The following is a 15,854-nucleotide window of genomic DNA, read 5'->3' as shown; positions in this document are numbered from 1 at the left end:
ACGTGGAAGATAATAATCAATTCAGTGAAGAAAATGTTAAAAATACAATGAACATTATTTTAAACGCCGGTGATGCCCGTGATTTTATCAGTAAAGCCCTGGATGATGTGGCAAATTCGAATTACGATAACGCAAAAGAGAACATGAAGAAAGCAAATGAAAAATTAGTAAAAGCTCATCGTCTGCAAACCAAAAAAATTCAAGAAGAAGCTGAAGGTAAGCCAATACAATACTCAGTATTATTTACACATGCTCAAGATACTTTGATGACAATCAACACTGAGTATAATTTGGCAAATCATTTAATAAAGATATTTGAAAAGCGTGATTGTCAGTGTAAAGGTGATCTGAATGAGAAAAAATAATTTTCCATACTTTCCCAAAAACTTTTTATGGGGTGGTGCTCAAGCTGCAAGTCAAGCGGACGGTGCTTTTCAGGCAGATGGAAAAGGATTAAATTCCTCAGATGTGCAACCCTATCTTCAAGGATTATCAAATAAAGAGTTGCAAGCCGCGGAGTCACAAGGGATGACGCTAAACGAAGTTAAGAAAAACAGTCAAGATACTGAAAATTATTATCCCAAACGTTTTGGTATTGACTTTTACCATACTTATAAAGAAGATTTACAGCTTTTAGCTAATGCAGGTTTTACTACCTTTAGAACTTCTCTAGATTGGTCGAGAATTTTTCCTAATGGAGACGATGAAAAGCCTAATGAAAAGGCACTAAGGCATTACTCAGACATGATTGATTGTATGGTGCAATTAGGAATTGAACCAATTATCACAATGAATCATTATGAAACTCCTATTAATATTACACTTAAATATGGGGGTTGGCCTAATAAGAAAGTAATTCCTCTTTTTGTGAAATTTGGCAAAGTATTGTTGGATTGGTTCGGTGATCGCGTAAAATATTGGATTGTAGTTAATCAAATTAATATGGTTCAAATAGAACCTTGGCTTTCAGTTGGTGTAGCTAGTGATCAATATCCAAATCAAGAACAAGCTCTTTATCAAGCAATGCATAATCAAATTGTGGCAGGAGCCGAAATAAAAAATTATGCACGTTCCTTGAATAATCCTAATATACACATTGGAACAATGGTTGCTGATGGTACTGTTTATCCTGCAAGTAGTAAGCCGGACGATGTTATACTTGCAATGCAGCAAAATCGTATGCAATATTTTGTGACAGATGTTCAATTTAGAGGTAAATATCCCAAATTTGCTTTAAATTATTTTAATGATAAGAATATTGAACTTGATATTACGCAAAATGAATTGAAATTAATTAACGAAAATCGTATGGATTTTTTAGCTATTTCTTATTACTATTCTCGTATGGTTGACTCAACGAAGAATAAGATGCAGCCAGCAGATAATTTACAAAATCCGAATTTGAAACAAAGTAGTTGGGGCTGGGCTATTGATCCTCAAGGACTATACAATACTTTATCTCAATATTATGATCGCTATCAAAAACCAATTATTATTGCTGAAAATGGCTTAGGTGCTTATGACAAATTGGAAAGTGACAAAAAAATATATGATCCCTATCGTTCAGAATATCTGAGTATGCATATTGAACAAGTAGGAAGGGCAATACATGATGGGGCAGAAGTAATTGCTTATTGCGCTTGGGGACCGATTGATATCGTTTCGTGTTCTTCTCAACAAATGTCAAAACGTTATGGCTTTGTTTATGTAGATATTGATGATAACGGACAGGGAAGCAGAAAACGTCACTTAAAAGACAGCTACTTCTGGTATAAACAAGTAATTAGCTCGAATGGTAAATATATATAAATGAATCAGGAATAAGAAAAAAATTTTAAAAGCAACAAATGCACTTTTTGAGATGATTTAATTAATAGCGAAAATTCCTCGAGAGGATTTAGTACATTATAAAAAGTTTTTTGCTTAAGAATAGTGAGAACCAGTTTCGTTAACTTTTAAACAGGTAACAATTTTGTTATCTTAAGTTTTTCGTTAAAAAGACTGATTTTGAAATTTTAATGATATTATCATTGATATTATAAAAATAAAATACATTTTTGCAGTATAACTAGACACCAAGAGTATCTAGTTATACTTTTTTATTACCTAGTATAAAATTAAATATTTTTAATATTTTTATGTACATTTTTAAATAAAATGATAAAATACTTAATAATTAAATTTAAGGAGGAAAAAGCAATGAGGCGAATTAGCAATCAGCATATTTCGATTTTGTCACAAATTATTTTGCTGACAATGTATACCTAATCACTATTATATTAAAGGAGTACAAATATGGCTGACACAACCAATACTAACAAACTAACAGTAAAAACTTTTCTAAACAACATTTTAGCAGGAACTGCAACTGGAATAATCGTAGGCTTGATTCCAAATGCAGTTGTCAGTGCAATTTTAAAATTATTTGGTCAAAATCCGGTGACGGCATCTATTAACCAGGCATTACTGATTTTTCAATGTGCTACACCTTTGCTAATTGGGGCGTTAATTGCCATCCAATTTAAAATGGTTCCACTGGATGTTGCCATTGTAGGAGCCGCTGCTTATGTTGGCTCCGGAGTTACAAAATTCGTACCACAAATTGTGAATCCTGCTACTAAAGCTCAAGGCGTCTTTGTTTCGGCAGGAACAGGCGATCTTATTAATACCATGATTACAGCTGGCTTGGCTGTGGGGCTTTTGTTATTAGTGGGTCAACGTTTTGGCTCTGTCAAAATTGTTGCAGCCCCGATTGTTGTTGGTGGTGGAGCAGGTTGGATCGGCATGATGATTTTGCCATATGTAAGCAAAATCACCACCTGGCTTGGGTCAGTAATTAATTCCTTTACTAATTTACAGCCAATATTAATGTGTATTTTAATTTCCTGTATGTTTGCAATTTTGATAATTTCACCAATATCAACTGTGGCAATTGGAATGGCTATCCAATTAAATGGTCTTTCGGCAGGTGCAGCAGCAATGGGAGTCGCGGCAACGACACTGGTATTGGTCGTTCATTCTTGGCGAACTAATAAATCAGGAGTTACTATTGCAATTGCATTAGGAGCAATGAAAATGATGATGCCCAATCTTTTCAGGCATCCAGTTATTGTTTTACCAACATTAATTACAGCAGCGCTTTCCGCTATTCCAGTGGCTCTATTTCACGTTAGTGGAACTCCAGCTTCTGCTGGTTTCGGTCTCGTTGGCCTGGTAGGGCCCCTGGCATCCTTAGATGCTGGCAAAGCAAGTATTAATATTGTAATGGCCTTGATTGTCTGGATAGTATTTCCAGTTCTAGTAGCAATGGTATGCCGTTTCCTCTTTGAAAAGGTCTTTCATGTTTATGATGAAAAGGTAGCCTTTGCCTATCTAGGTGAATAAATGTAATTACTTAAATCTGTCATAAAAAACCAATACTTATTTACACCAATTTATTTTAAGCATCAAAAAACTCGTGAAAAACAAATTTTGTTTTATTCACGAGTTTTTATTTGTAAACAGGTTACTAATTTAAATTAATTTTTTTCCATGCAGTTTCGATTTGATCATAATTTAATGCTGCTGTCTTAGGAAAAAGTAATTTAGCATCTTTTAGATCCGTTATAGAGCCAACGCCAACTGATAAAGCACCTGACTTGTTGATAGCAGTGATACCTGCAATTGAATCTTCAATACCTACGCAATCTTGTGTTTTAAGATTAATTGCTTCAGCTGCAGCAATAAAAATGTCTGGTGCTGGCTTACCAGCAGCAACTTTACTTGGGTCTGCAATAGCATCAAATGCATCTGTCAATTGTAATTTTTCTAGTATGAATGGACCATTTAAACTAGCAGAAGCCAAAGATAGTTTAACGTTGTTTTTTTTAAGGGATAAAATTAATTCACTAATTCCAGGTAAGATATTTGCGGGAGTTAAACTAGCTAACAAATTACGAAAAATGTTGTTCTTTTCAGTGGTCATTTCATTAAATTGTTCTTGTGACACGGAGATATTTAAAAATTTTAAAATTGCCTTTAAAGAATCTGTTCGGCTTACACCTTTTGTTTGTTTTTCAAGTTCATCCGGTAATTCGAGATTAAAATGTTTTTTGATTAATTTTCTCCAAGCTTGGAAATGGTATACGGATGTATCTGCAATGACCCCATCTAAATCAAAGAGAACGCCTTTCATTTAAAAACTTCCTTTCACTTGTTACTGGCGTAGTATCAAGTATTTTACTAATTTGGTTAAAATCTTCGTCTGAAATATTAATAAATGGCAACAGACTATTCAATTCTACCATAGAATTTTCACCAAATTTTTTGAGATTATCGGGATCTTGCAAAAAGTCAAAAACAGTATTGATTGGTCTTAGCTGTTTAACAAGTTCCGCATCGCTCATTAATTCTTTTACGGGCATATTGATATTGTAGTATTCAATATAACTGTTTTCTGGCACATAAGAAATTGTAAAATCACCGTTAGTTAATTCCAATGGCAAAGATAATCGCTTGCCGTTAATTTCTACTTTATCCTTCACTCTAGGTAATTTTACGGTTACTCTTTGACCAAAAGGAATACTAAGGTTGACCTTGAGCCTTCAGGCAAGACTGAATTCCAGCGTTTCCAAATAGTAGTGGCATCCAAATTAACGTCATAGAGCCAGCTTGGAAAATTTTGTGTTACTTCACTTCTAAAAGTGGAAAGCATAAAAATACAAGATGGCAAGATTAACTTTGAACTAATACCACAATCATGCGCATTGATTACCGTTTCTAATTATTTTGCATAACAATAAAAGGACTTTAAAATGATGAAATTAAAGTCTTTTTTTATAGTTTGAAAAGCAATTAAATTACATAACGAATAAAAAGCATTAAAATGATTTCATCAAAAAAATTATTTTCAAAAAAGTTTATTAACGCTTACGAATGTAAACATTTTTATATAATAACAATAATTGTAAATAATTTTAGCAATTCGACTTTTCAGGGATTAAATAACTAAAAAAAGCCCCAATTTTTGCCTAAAAAAAGGTATAATTTGAAATGAATTGAAGGGAGTTTTTTTACAAATGATGTGTGATAATTTGTTTTTCAAAATTTTGTGGGTAGTCGTTTACGCTATTACTGCTTATTATACCTTTACCGGCAATATGATGATGGGGATGTACTGGATGGCAGGCGGTATGCTGGCTCAAGCAGTAGTTGACCTTGTCTATCATTTTTGGCCAAATCGTAAAAAGTGCTAGAAAAGCAGCTTCTATTATATGAAGCTGTTTTTTACTCGTCATTTTCTTTTAAAAAACTCTGGATAATTCTTTCTCTCATAGTTAGAAAGACCTGATTATGACCAGTAGGGTGAATACGATTGGTCAAAAGAATTAGACCCGACTTTTTTACACGGTCAAGAAGCATAAGAACACCGGTGAAGCCGGTATGCAAAATCAGGGGGTAATGCAACTGAGGGTCAAAGCGCAAATCCCAGCCCCATGAGCGTGGCTTGACACCCACCGGATTTTTATTATCGAATAACATTGCGACAAGTTCTTGACTGAAGGGCAGAATGTGGGTATCCAAACCCAAGTAACCTTTACTTAATTTAACCAAGTCATTCATTGTGGAGAAAAGTCCTGCTGAACCGCAATCACTGCCAAGCTGGCGTGCTTTAGGATCGTGCGGTTCGCCTTGCAAAACTTTTCCTTGATAAACAGCAGTGGGGACGCATAAGTCCTTAGGGGGATTGAATGTCGTGTTTTTTAAACCTGAAGGCTCAATTATTAATTTTTGACCAACTTCTTGAACTGGTTGACCAAATATTTTTTTAACAACTAACCCCAACAAGATAAAATTCGTATCGGCATAGCGCATTTTATGTTCAAACTCGTCTGTAACAGGTAAATGAATGATGGCATTGATTAATTCGTCATGGGATAATTGATCGCGCTTTTCAATCCAGCCACGGATTCCGCTGGTGTGGGTAAGCAGATGAAAAAGGCGGACACGTTCATCTTTAAATTCAGGAATAAAATCGTGCAGTGGTTCAGTAAAATTGAGCTGTCCATCTTGATATAATTTAAGCAAAATATTTTCAGTAATAATTACTTTGGTCAGACTGGCTAAATCATAAATAGCAAACGGGCTAAGTTGCGTAACTGTCGGATAGGTACTTGCAAAGCCGACGGTTGAAGTGAAAACTTGTTCATTTTTAAAAAAAGCATAGTTTACGCCCGGTACAATGCGTTCCGTAACCATTGATTCAATTAAATTTTGGGTGTTTGAGTAGTCAATCATAAAATCTGTCTTTCAGTTAATATTTCTAATTATATTATATACAATTCGTTGGTTTATTTTTCCAAATAAGTGCGAATGAAATTTTAAATGTTAAAAAATAGATTTAATGGTAAATTTGATGTAATCGCTTGCATAAATTGATTTCTAATGTTAAATTTAAGTTTGTAAAATAAAAGAACTTTTATTTGACGTGTTACTGGTAATGCAGGCAAGATCAAATGTATGTAATTAATAACCGAGATGGACGGTTTTATTTACGTATGTTTGGTCTTTTTTATTTAAATAAAAGAAGGAAAATTATGGATAATCATAAGATCGCACTACAAATCATAGATGGAGTGGGCGGAAAAGAAAATGTCTCTGGTTTAACGCATTGTTTTACCAGATTGAGATTTGTTTTAAAGGACGAAAGTAAAGCAAGCAAAGACAAAGTTTCCAGTATAGAGGGAGTGATTCAGGTTGTAGAGGCCAGTGGTCAGTTTCAAGTAGTTTTAGGTAATAAAGTAGAGGCAATTTATGATGAAATCATGCCATTGCTTGAAAGTACCGCTACGGAAGATGATGAGCAAGACAAAAAAGTTGGTATTGGTACAAAGATTTTAAATGTTGTAACTGCTATTTTTACGCCAACTATTCCGGCCATTGCCGCTTCGGGAATGTTAAAGGGTATTTTGGCGGTTGCAGCATTAATTGGCTTAAATGTCTACCATGTTGATATAAAGACATTTAATACTTATATTATTTTGAATGCTGCGTCAGATGCTCTATTCTATTTTATGCCAGTGATTTTGGCTAGATCGGCTGCTAAAGTTTTTAAAACAAATGAATACATAGCTATGACTCTGGGAGCAACGCTATGTTATCCCACTTTGGTAGAGTTGATGACGGGAAACAAAGCAGTAACGTTGTTTGGGATTGGAATTACCAAGGCAAATTATGTTTCCTCGGTTGTTCCCATCATCATAGCGGTTTTTGTACTGGCATACGTTGAAAAATTTGTTAAAAAAATAATGCCGGATGTGCTCAAAATAATTATGGTACCAACTCTGTCTTTACTTATTATGGTACCAGCCACTTTAATGATTTTTGGTCCAATTGGTATTTATATTGGTAACGCTGTTAACTGGGCATATCACTATATCATGAATTTAAGTCCGATTTTATTAGGTGCCTTTATTGGTGGTATTTGGTGTGTACTTGTTATTTTTGGTGCTCACAGAGCAATCATTCCAATTGGTATAAACGATGTTGCTAAAACGGGACGGCAAAACCTGCTTGCCTTTGCTGGTGCAGCAAACTTTTCACAAGCTGGTGCGGCTTTGGGAGTTTTCTTCAGAACTAAAAACAAAAATCTGAAAACCGTGGCAGCTTCAGCTACAGTGACAGCATTGTTTGGTATTACCGAGCCGGCTATTTATGGTGCTAACTTGCGTCTGAAAAAGCCTATGGTTTATGCAGTAATTAGTGGTGCTTTAGGCGGTGCCTTAATGGGCTGGGGAGGCTCTTATGGGAATGCTTTTGCAAATCAAGGTGTCTTGACCATTCCCGTATATGCTTCTGCCGGAACTAAGGCATTTATTTGTTACATTTTGGGTTGCTTAATTGCCTTTGGTGGAGCTTGCATTTTAACAGTTATATTAGGTTTTAATGATTTACCTAGTGATGATCTTGTAGAAAAAAATAGTTCAAAAACGGATCAAATTGAGGATAATCAGGAAGAAAATCCTGCTAAAACCATTGATGAAGATTTAGTTGCAGATGACTGCGACTTATCTGTAAATTCTCCTCTTGAAGGTAAAACGATACCTCTAGCTCAGGTTTCAGATGAAGTTTTTGCATCCGGAGTTTTGGGTAAAGGTATTGCAGTTCAACCTGCTTCAGGAAAAATTTTAGCTCCTGCAGATGCCACAGTCAGCATGATATATCCGACTTTACATGCAATTGGTTTAATATTAGACAGTGGAATTGAAATGATGATCCATATTGGCATTGACACTGTTAAACTAAATGGAAAGTATTTTGAAAAGCACGTTCAAGATGGAGATCATGTCAAGAAGGGGCAGCTGCTAGTTTCATTTGACATGCAAAAGATTGAGCAGGCAGGTTATGACTTAACCACGACCGTTGTAGTGACTAATTCGAAAAACTATGCAGCCATTGGTTCGACGAACAAGGATAACGTCACTAATAACGACCAGTTGTTATACCTGTTATGGAAATCATAATATCGAAATCTAAGATATGATTATTAGAGGAGTAATTATGGAAAAATTTAACCCAGACTTTTTATGGGGTGCATCTTCATCAGCCTTTCAAATTGAAGGCGGATGGAACGAAGATGGCAAGGGAGAATCAGTAGCAGATTATAATTCTTTTGTTCATGCTGGTCCTCAGCAAGCTGATACGAAAGTAGCCAGTGATTTTTATCATCATTATCGAGAAGATATTTCTTTAATGAAAGAATTAGGTCTTAAAGTATACCGTTTCTCCATTGCCTGGTCGAGAATTATTCCTGACGGTGATGGTCAGGTTAACCAAAAGGGGATAGACTTTTACAGTAAAGTGATTGATTGCCTGATTGCAAATGGGATTGAGCCGTTTGTAACTCTATATCATTTTGATTTGCCCCTAGCCTTGGTAGAAAAATACAACGGCTGGGAAAACAGGTCTTGCATTTCAGCTTTTAGAAGATACGCCCAAATATGTTTTAAAAAATTTGGTGACAGAGTCAAGAACTGGCAGGTGATCAATGAACAAAACCTAATGGTTCGTGTGGACGAGCGCTTAAACATGTATCATGTTGAAGCTAAGAATAAAGAACGTGTCAGAGCTCAAATGGATTACAATATGTTTGTAGCAAGTGCCTGTGTTATGGAAGATTGTCATAAGATGGTGCCAAACGGTAAAATAGGACCTGCAATATCATCCACCATGACTTATCCAGCATCTACCAAGCCACTAGATGTTTGGGCTGCTAAAATGAATGACAATTTTAAAACTAATTATGCCCTGGAAATGTATTGTTACGGACAATATCCAGGGTACTATAGCAATTACCTTAAAAGAGTGGGCATTTTTCCATCAATGCAAGATCAAGATGAGCAAGTATTGCGCGATGCTCGGCCTGACTTCATAGCAGTCAATTATTATCGTACGCTCGTTGCCAGTTACTTACCGAGTGATGCCAAGCACCAATTTGGTACAAGGAAAAATGATGTGGATTTTGATCTGTATGGCTATTTTAAGATCGAAAAAAATACTAACTTGTCTGCAACGGAATATGGTGCTCAAATCGATCCTATGGGGTTGAGAATTGTACTGAATGAATATTATCGTCAGTTTCGTTTGCCAATGATTATTACTGAAAATGGTTTAGGTACGCCAGACATTATGGCAAAGGATGGCAAGATTCATGATCAATACCGCATAAAATATCTTGCAGATCATATCCAGGCTTGTTATGATGCAATTCAGGATGGGGTAAAGCTAATCGGTTATTGTCCTTGGTCAGTTATGGATCTGTTAAGTTCACATCAGGGATTTAAAAAGCGTTATGGCTTTATTTACGTCAATAGAACTGACAATGATCTAAAAGATCTACGTCGGATTCCCAAGGACAGTTTTTACTGGTACCAAAAAGTTATTGCAAATAACGGATTGGTCAACTAAACAATTGTATGCAATTAGGCGGTGAGCTGATGAAAGTGCTAAAAGTTTTGAATAATTCGCTTATTTTGGCATTAGATGAATCAGGTGCAGAGTGTATCCTAATGGGCAAGGGTCTAGGCTACCATAAAGCAATTGGTTATCCTGTTAAAAAAGATGAAATTCAAAAGATTTTTGTCTTAACCGATAATAAAATGCTAAAAAACTTTATTCAGCTAGCCAGTACGATAGACGAAACTTATCTAAATATGGTTAGGGAAATAATAGATTTTGCCGCCAGAAAATATCAAATCAAAGTAAAAGATTACCTTTATTTATCCTTGGCTGATCATACTTCGTTTGTGGTAAAGCGAGTTAAAGAGGGAAATATTGGCGAAAATTTCAACTATCCTGACGTTTTACTTCACCATAGAAACGAATATCAGGTAGGGTTATTTGCAGTTAATTTGATTAATAAAAAAATGCATGTTTCGTTACCAAATAGCGAAGCAACGGGCATTGGCCTACATTTTGTGGATGCGGAAGTTGATGTTGAAGATCAACAGAAAAACAGGGAAATAGCTGATTTGGTGAGTAGTCTTGAGAAAATAGCTCAAAGGATTATCGGGGGGAAAATCGACCAAAATACTTTCACTTATTCGCGCTTTTTGACTCATCTAAATTATTTTTGTGAAAGAGTTTATGAAAACAAACTGTTTTCAGATGAAGATCAAGAGGGACTTTACCAAGACCTGGCTGCAAAAATGCCCAAGGAAGTTGAAATTATTAATGCTTTCGATGAGTTTATTAGGAAAAAAATTAACTTGAGGATTACTAAACAGGAAAAAATATACCTAATTGTTCATTTGCACAAAGTAGTTGAAGAAAACTGCAAAAAAGTGTAGTTGGTAAAAAATGGGGCAATAATAAAAAAACTTCCGGATTGAAGAGCTTTTCGGAAGTTTTTCTTTGTGTTAAAAATACTCATTAGTTAAATTTAGTTTTTGAACTGAAAGTACTTGACAATAACTGTCTCTTCAAGCATAATAATTACTGTTGATTTTGCCCGCTGGTCAAATGGTTAAGACGCCACCCTCTCAAGGTGGAGTTACGAGTTCAATTCTCGTGCGGGTGATTTAACACTGGGATATAGCCAAATGGTAAGGCACAGGTTTCTGGTTCCTGCATGTTTCGGTTCGAGCCCGGATATCCCAATAAAAATAGCTCAACAGCAAGGTTTATGAGAGCCGAAAATCAGATTTGCCCATCATTTGCCCATCAGAGCTATCAAAAAATAAAAGCTAGATGAATAAATCGTCTAGCTTTTTTTCTATTTCTTTATCGCTTTTCCGCTTATCCTCATCAATGTAATAAGCATAAACACTTAATGTCATAGACAAATTTTTGTGGCCAAGTCTTTTTGATATAGCCATCCAATCTACATTTTTATGATGTAGAATAGCAACGTGCACATGTCTAAGGCTATGGATGGTAAAATCCTTTTTATCTAACTTAGCATGTCGCATAATAACTTGCAGTTTACTGTTAATAGTTCGATTGGCAGGGGGTAATTTGGTTGTTGCTTCTTGGAAAATATATCCGTCTTTATCGTCTGTTTTAATTTCTTTCAATAAATCGATAAGTTTTTTGTTTATTCTAATTGTGCGATATGAAGAAGTGTTTTTTGTTGGTCCTAATTCTTTTGTATCACTGTTATACGAATGATGGATAGAAATTGTATGCTTTCTAATATTTAAATTATGCCATTTAAGAGCACTTATTTCTCCAACCCTTGCTCCAGTAAGAATTATTGTGATAATTATATATGTAGATGGAACTTTAGGATCTCTTTCTTCAATAGCAGTTTTTAATAATTTTTGAGCATCTGAGTATGAAAGAAAAATTGGCCTACGCGTATTGGAATCATTTCCATTAATATTTACGTTTTGAGTGAAGTCTAATGTAATTATGCCATCCGCTATTGCATTCTTAACACAAGCCCTAAATTGACGATTTAAAAGCCTAACAGTAGTAGTAGAACGAGTTTTACAAACCTCATTGATAAATTCCTGCCAATGAAGTCGCTTGATTTTTTTTATTTTAATATTTCCAAAATATTGGTGAACAATATGATCATTAGTTTCATATCTTTTTTGAGTTTCATGTCTAATATGTGGTTTTTTAAATGTAGTCCACCATTTATGAAAATAATCAGCAAAAACTGGATTATTATCTATATCTACACCTTTATTATGTAGATACTGTTGCTCAGTGACAAACTGTTCAGCTTCTACTTTAGTTTTAAAACCACCTTTTTCGATTTGTCGAAGCTTACCATCTTTATCACGCCAGTTAATTCTAGCGGACCATAATTTACCACGTTTCCTAACCGGCATTCTTATTTTTCCTCTCATGTGCTATAATAGGCATGCAAAAGGGCATTGCTCTATTGTGATATCAAGCTTTTAAGAATTAGTTTTCCAGACAGGTTTTTAAAAGCTTTTTTGTTTATTATTTTTTATCTACTAACATTTCTTTAAGAACATATTTTAAAAGTTGGGTAGAAAAATCCATAGAAAATTTAATAACAGAACCAATTATATTAGCATATTGTAAATCTATATCATTATGATTTTCTCTAATTTCCTTTTCAATATCATCTAATAATATATCTTCGTTTTTATTTAGATATTTTTTTGAAAAATTTTTTATTGTTTTATTGTATTTTTCTTCAAATTCTTTTTCATTCATACTTAATTGCCATTCTTTATATAATCTCCAAATTTATTCTGCTCATCTTTCATATGTTGGTCAAGGCTAGGTCCGCCCTGTTCAATCCATGATTTTGCTTCATCCATTGAATCTGTATACTTATTTAAGCTTTGTTCGAATGATTTTTGATTTTCTGAAGTAACTGAATCAGGTGACATGCCTAGTTTAACTGCGATTTCTTTGTCAGCTTCAAGTCGATCGTCACCAGACAAGGTCAGAGCCTTTTTGATTTGGTCAGTTAAACTTGGCAGTGTGTCTACTACATGCTTAGATTCCCAAACTGGAGTTTGAGGCTTTTTAGAATTCTCCGCATTGGGAATAACTACAGTTTTATAATTAGTCTTTTTCTTCTTAAAGTTTTTAACTAAGACATATTTATTTTTGCCAATGCGGTAATACTTTTTGCCCTTGATTTTTTTAGTACCTAAAACTTTGATTTTTCTGCCTTTGCGATATGAAGATTTAGTTTTTTTACCTTTAGCATTATAGACGTATGATTTTCTAATTAATTGTAGCTTTGCTGCACTGACCGTGGTCACTGCTGTTCCTAATAAAGCTACTGAAGCTATACCTGTAATAATTATTTTGTTTAATTTCATGATTATTCCTCCTTAAATAAACATATAACTACATATAGTTTAGAATTATTTAACATCATATTCAACATGAATTACTTTACCTAAAATTTTTCCTGGTTTTTTATCGTTTAGAACTATAGGATCATATGAACTATTTTCAGGCATTAAAATGATTTCATCTCCTGCAAACTTTACACGTTTAATCGTAGCCTCATCATCTATTAAAACAGCTGCCAAATCACCATTTTCAACAGTTGGTTGTCTTACAAGAGTTACTAATGAACCGTCAGGTATTAGAGGTTGCATGGAATTGCCTTTGCAATATAGCATAAACAGCTTATTAGATGGCTTATGGTCAAATGTTAAATCACGGTAATCTACAACATTTTGTTCAGCAAATATAGGCTCTCCGCAAGCAATATTGCCTAAAATAGGAACTCTAACCTGATAATTTTGTGGCTTAGTATGAGTATGTTTTTTAAACTCTTTGTCACTAGCAGGCTGAAGGGGACTTTCACCTATTGGATAAGAATGCAAAATTTTAGATAAAGTGTCTTTTGCATTTTCATGAACTGTATATTGTGCTTCATGAAAATTATTTATTGTTTTATTAACTTTGTCAGTTGGATCATTAATTAGGTCATCAACAGAGCAATGCAATACGTTTGCTACTTTTTCTAAATTTTCAGCGCTAGGTCGCTGATTTTTCCATTTATAAATAGCATTTTTACCCAAATGGGCTTTATCATTTAATTGTAATAAGCTTAAACCATGCTGTTTAGCCAAAACTTTAATATTATCTATAAGTGACATGTTTTTTTCTCCAAAGTTTAGATAATTGGCTTGACTTATTTAGATAATTGGCTTATTATTAAATCGTCAAGTAATTAAGCAAGAAAAAACAAGCCTATCAATTTACATTTTTGGACTTTAATTGATAAAGCAAACTTTTTCTTTTATTTGTCATACGTTAATTATAGCCAATTGTCTAAATTAATGCAAGAACTTGATGAATAAATCACAGAAAGGAAGTGAAAAATATGATTAATCAATCACTTGAAAAACAAGCAAAAGAATGTGAGGTGAAATTTAAAATTGCTTTACTAAAACAGCAAATTACTCAACGTGAAATGGCAAACATGTTAGGAACTGGACCACAACAAATTAATAGAGCAATTAAAGGTGATACTTCTCCTTTGTCAAATAAACTTCGAGAAAAAATGGAAAAAAAACTAGGAATTAATGATTAATTGCTAAAAACAGAAAGAAGAAATTATGAATAAAGATTGGTTAGAAACTCATATCAAAGAACAGGCAGAAAGCTGTTTTGAAGCAAATTTTGAAAACTTCAAAGGAAGTGAAAATTGCAGACAAGCTTTTCAAAAAGTAGAAAATACGGATGAATGGAAAGCATTTAAAAAAATCAAGATTGAAGATTATCAAACAGAAATTGAACAGAGCATATTAGCGAAACTAGAAGGGTTAGAGGAATTTTTTAACAAAGAAAAATAAAAACCATCCTGAAAGGATGGCTGGTAAATTAAATTACCTTGAACTGCTGCCTTTAAACTATTGTTTGAAGAAGTTGCCGCTATATGACTAATTGAATTATTAAATCCATTCTTCATATCATGCAACCCCTCTCTTGTAAATGCATTTACTGGATCAATTACAAATTTAATACCTGAGTGTAAATTATTGGTCGTGTCTAATGCTTTTGCTGCAGTTGCTGCAGATACTGCAGGCACTGCAACTTTAGTTGATAAATTGTTTGTACATGAAATAAGTTTATCGATTGCAGATTTCAATTTTGTTATCGTTAAGGCTTTTTATCCTTAGCTTCTACTAGTTTTCTAGCAGTTCAGCATATATCTTCAACTCAAACGAGTTGCCGAGCGCTCGTGGGATATAGTCCTATGCGTTGCACCTTCAATTAAGCTTGGCTCAGGGTTGCCATATCAGAATGACTTAGGTTTTCCCTGAATTCACTCGGTTCACATGATATATCACTATATCAAGGGGCAATTCACTATAAGTATATAGCTGTTTTAATAAATAGGGAATACAAAATGTGGAATAAAATTCAAGAAATTATGAAAGCTAAAAAGATTAGCATTTACAGATTGTCTAAATTAACAGGACTGCCTTGGAGCACCATTGCAAATTATAAGAACGGTTCTGAAATGTCATTTAAAAATGCTTGCAAAATTGCTGATGCTTTGGAGATTAGCTTAGATCAACTGAGAAAGGAGGTGAAGAGATAATGACTAATGAAATAAAACTATCAATACCAATAGAAAATTTAACAGAAACGGTTGACAAAATTATGCAAAGCCGTGGCTATGTTCCTGAAGATAGTATTATCGGAAAAACTATTGGTATTAAGGAATTCGCCAAAAAATATTGTTACCCACATGGACCAGCTTGGGTTAAGGAAAATATTCTTTATAAATTCAAACCAGATTGGTGTCAGAACATTCATCCTGGAACGGGTCGGGGTTTCACAATTTTTGAAAAGCCTGCAGCTGAATGGATGGAAAAGCATCGAAATGACATTGACTGGAATGCAAAGCTACCGCAATA

At 34.2% G+C, this 15,854-nt stretch carries 20 protein-coding genes and 2 tRNA genes; 14 read left to right on the top strand and 8 right to left on the bottom strand.

Going from position 1 to position 15,854, the window contains the following annotated elements:
- Nucleotides 1-2: 2 nt before the first annotated feature.
- From LDM90_RS08920 to LDM90_RS08910, 3 genes are all read left to right on the top strand, one after another.
- Nucleotides 3-365 carry a PTS sugar transporter subunit IIA gene (locus LDM90_RS08920; protein WP_034977712.1) on the top strand — a complete coding sequence of 121 codons (363 nt, stop codon included), beginning with the start codon at nucleotides 3-5 and terminating at the stop codon, nucleotides 363-365.
- The gene (locus LDM90_RS08915) at nucleotides 352-1,809 is read left to right on the top strand and encodes a glycoside hydrolase family 1 protein (RefSeq protein WP_223896985.1); all 1,458 of its coding nucleotides are present in this window, start codon (nucleotides 352-354) and stop codon (nucleotides 1,807-1,809) included. The genes LDM90_RS08920 and LDM90_RS08915 overlap by 14 nt, the downstream gene beginning before the upstream one ends.
- Nucleotides 1,810-2,295: 486 nt before the next feature.
- Nucleotides 2,296-3,384 carry a PTS sugar transporter subunit IIC gene (locus LDM90_RS08910; RefSeq protein WP_045927940.1) on the top strand — a complete coding sequence of 363 codons (1,089 nt, stop codon included), beginning with the start codon at nucleotides 2,296-2,298 and terminating at the stop codon, nucleotides 3,382-3,384.
- Nucleotides 3,385-3,508: 124 nt separating this feature from the next.
- Here LDM90_RS08910 and pgmB read toward each other — a convergent pair whose 3' ends face one another.
- From pgmB to LDM90_RS09520, 3 genes are read right to left on the bottom strand one after another with little or no spacing between them, the layout of a single operon-like run.
- A complete protein-coding gene (pgmB, locus tag LDM90_RS08905; protein WP_198213807.1) occupies nucleotides 3,509-4,174 on the bottom strand; it encodes a beta-phosphoglucomutase in 666 nt (221 codons plus the stop codon).
- Nucleotides 4,155-4,523, bottom strand: a complete 369-nt coding sequence (locus LDM90_RS08900; protein WP_223896984.1) for a hypothetical protein — start codon at nucleotides 4,521-4,523, stop codon at nucleotides 4,155-4,157. Before LDM90_RS08900 ends, pgmB begins: the two co-directional genes overlap by 20 nt.
- A gap of 17 nt (nucleotides 4,524-4,540) precedes the next feature.
- Complete coding sequence (locus LDM90_RS09520; RefSeq protein WP_223897038.1) at nucleotides 4,541-4,693, bottom strand: alpha-L-rhamnosidase-related protein; 153 nt, start codon at nucleotides 4,691-4,693, stop codon at nucleotides 4,541-4,543.
- Nucleotides 4,694-5,057: 364 nt separating this feature from the next.
- Here LDM90_RS09520 and LDM90_RS08890 point away from each other — a divergent pair, with 364 nt between their 5' ends.
- The gene (locus LDM90_RS08890; protein WP_162833769.1) at nucleotides 5,058-5,234 is read left to right on the top strand and encodes a hypothetical protein; all 177 of its coding nucleotides are present in this window, start codon (nucleotides 5,058-5,060) and stop codon (nucleotides 5,232-5,234) included.
- 31 nt (nucleotides 5,235-5,265) lie between these two features.
- Here LDM90_RS08890 and LDM90_RS08885 read toward each other — a convergent pair whose 3' ends face one another.
- Nucleotides 5,266-6,276 carry a serine hydrolase domain-containing protein gene (locus tag LDM90_RS08885; protein WP_223896983.1) on the bottom strand — a complete coding sequence of 337 codons (1,011 nt, stop codon included), beginning with the start codon at nucleotides 6,274-6,276 and terminating at the stop codon, nucleotides 5,266-5,268.
- A gap of 299 nt (nucleotides 6,277-6,575) precedes the next feature.
- Between LDM90_RS08885 and LDM90_RS08880 the strand changes: the two genes are divergently transcribed.
- The 5 genes from LDM90_RS08880 (at nucleotide 6,576) to LDM90_RS08860 (ending at nucleotide 11,136) form a co-directional block, all read left to right on the top strand.
- Nucleotides 6,576-8,501 carry a beta-glucoside-specific PTS transporter subunit IIABC gene (locus tag LDM90_RS08880; RefSeq protein WP_223896982.1) on the top strand — a complete coding sequence of 642 codons (1,926 nt, stop codon included), beginning with the start codon at nucleotides 6,576-6,578 and terminating at the stop codon, nucleotides 8,499-8,501.
- A 37-nt stretch (nucleotides 8,502-8,538) separates the two neighbouring features.
- The gene (locus LDM90_RS08875; protein ID WP_373307185.1) at nucleotides 8,539-9,945 is read left to right on the top strand and encodes a glycoside hydrolase family 1 protein; all 1,407 of its coding nucleotides are present in this window, start codon (nucleotides 8,539-8,541) and stop codon (nucleotides 9,943-9,945) included.
- A gap of 29 nt (nucleotides 9,946-9,974) precedes the next feature.
- Complete coding sequence (locus tag LDM90_RS08870; RefSeq protein WP_223896981.1) at nucleotides 9,975-10,826, top strand: PRD domain-containing protein; 852 nt, start codon at nucleotides 9,975-9,977, stop codon at nucleotides 10,824-10,826.
- A gap of 158 nt (nucleotides 10,827-10,984) precedes the next feature.
- Nucleotides 10,985-11,056 (top strand) — tRNA-Glu (locus LDM90_RS08865).
- Nucleotides 11,057-11,064: 8 nt separating this feature from the next.
- Nucleotides 11,065-11,136 (top strand) — tRNA-Gln (locus tag LDM90_RS08860).
- Between the two features lie 86 nt (nucleotides 11,137-11,222).
- Here the strand turns inward: LDM90_RS08860 and LDM90_RS08855 are convergent.
- The 4 genes from LDM90_RS08855 to LDM90_RS08840 all read right to left on the bottom strand — a co-directional run bounded on the left by LDM90_RS08855 (nucleotide 11,223) and on the right by LDM90_RS08840 (nucleotide 14,084).
- Nucleotides 11,223-12,335: a tyrosine-type recombinase/integrase gene (locus tag LDM90_RS08855; RefSeq protein WP_223898867.1), complete on the bottom strand. Its 1,113-nt coding sequence runs from the start codon at nucleotides 12,333-12,335 to the stop codon at nucleotides 11,223-11,225.
- A 97-nt stretch (nucleotides 12,336-12,432) separates the two neighbouring features.
- Nucleotides 12,433-12,672: a hypothetical protein gene (locus LDM90_RS08850; RefSeq protein WP_223896979.1), complete on the bottom strand. Its 240-nt coding sequence runs from the start codon at nucleotides 12,670-12,672 to the stop codon at nucleotides 12,433-12,435.
- Between the two features lie 2 nt (nucleotides 12,673-12,674).
- Nucleotides 12,675-13,292, bottom strand: a complete 618-nt coding sequence (locus tag LDM90_RS08845; RefSeq protein WP_223896978.1) for an SLAP domain-containing protein — start codon at nucleotides 13,290-13,292, stop codon at nucleotides 12,675-12,677.
- Nucleotides 13,293-13,337: 45 nt separating this feature from the next.
- The gene (locus LDM90_RS08840) at nucleotides 13,338-14,084 is read right to left on the bottom strand and encodes a helix-turn-helix domain-containing protein (RefSeq protein ID WP_223896977.1); all 747 of its coding nucleotides are present in this window, start codon (nucleotides 14,082-14,084) and stop codon (nucleotides 13,338-13,340) included.
- Nucleotides 14,085-14,311: 227 nt separating this feature from the next.
- Here LDM90_RS08840 and LDM90_RS08835 point away from each other — a divergent pair, with 227 nt between their 5' ends.
- The 5 genes from LDM90_RS08835 to LDM90_RS08815 all read left to right on the top strand — a co-directional run.
- Nucleotides 14,312-14,521, top strand: a complete 210-nt coding sequence (locus tag LDM90_RS08835; RefSeq protein ID WP_223896976.1) for a helix-turn-helix domain-containing protein — start codon at nucleotides 14,312-14,314, stop codon at nucleotides 14,519-14,521.
- 25 nt (nucleotides 14,522-14,546) lie between these two features.
- Nucleotides 14,547-14,783 carry a hypothetical protein gene (locus tag LDM90_RS08830; RefSeq protein WP_223898865.1) on the top strand — a complete coding sequence of 79 codons (237 nt, stop codon included), beginning with the start codon at nucleotides 14,547-14,549 and terminating at the stop codon, nucleotides 14,781-14,783.
- A 186-nt stretch (nucleotides 14,784-14,969) separates the two neighbouring features.
- Nucleotides 14,970-15,110 carry a hypothetical protein gene (locus LDM90_RS08825; protein WP_223898863.1) on the top strand — a complete coding sequence of 47 codons (141 nt, stop codon included), beginning with the start codon at nucleotides 14,970-14,972 and terminating at the stop codon, nucleotides 15,108-15,110.
- Between the two features lie 230 nt (nucleotides 15,111-15,340).
- A complete protein-coding gene (locus tag LDM90_RS08820) occupies nucleotides 15,341-15,535 on the top strand; it encodes a helix-turn-helix domain-containing protein (protein WP_223898862.1) in 195 nt (64 codons plus the stop codon).
- The coding region (locus tag LDM90_RS08815) for a hypothetical protein (RefSeq protein WP_223898860.1) at nucleotides 15,535-15,854 on the top strand (320 nt) is incomplete at its 3' end. The genes LDM90_RS08820 and LDM90_RS08815, both read left to right, overlap by 1 nt.

This window comes from Lactobacillus huangpiensis, from assembly GCF_019972815.1.
Taxonomy (GTDB): Bacteria; Bacillota; Bacilli; order Lactobacillales; family Lactobacillaceae; genus Lactobacillus; species Lactobacillus huangpiensis.
The sequence above is the reverse complement of the archived record's forward strand: the minus strand, read 5'-3'. Positions and strand labels throughout refer to the sequence as shown.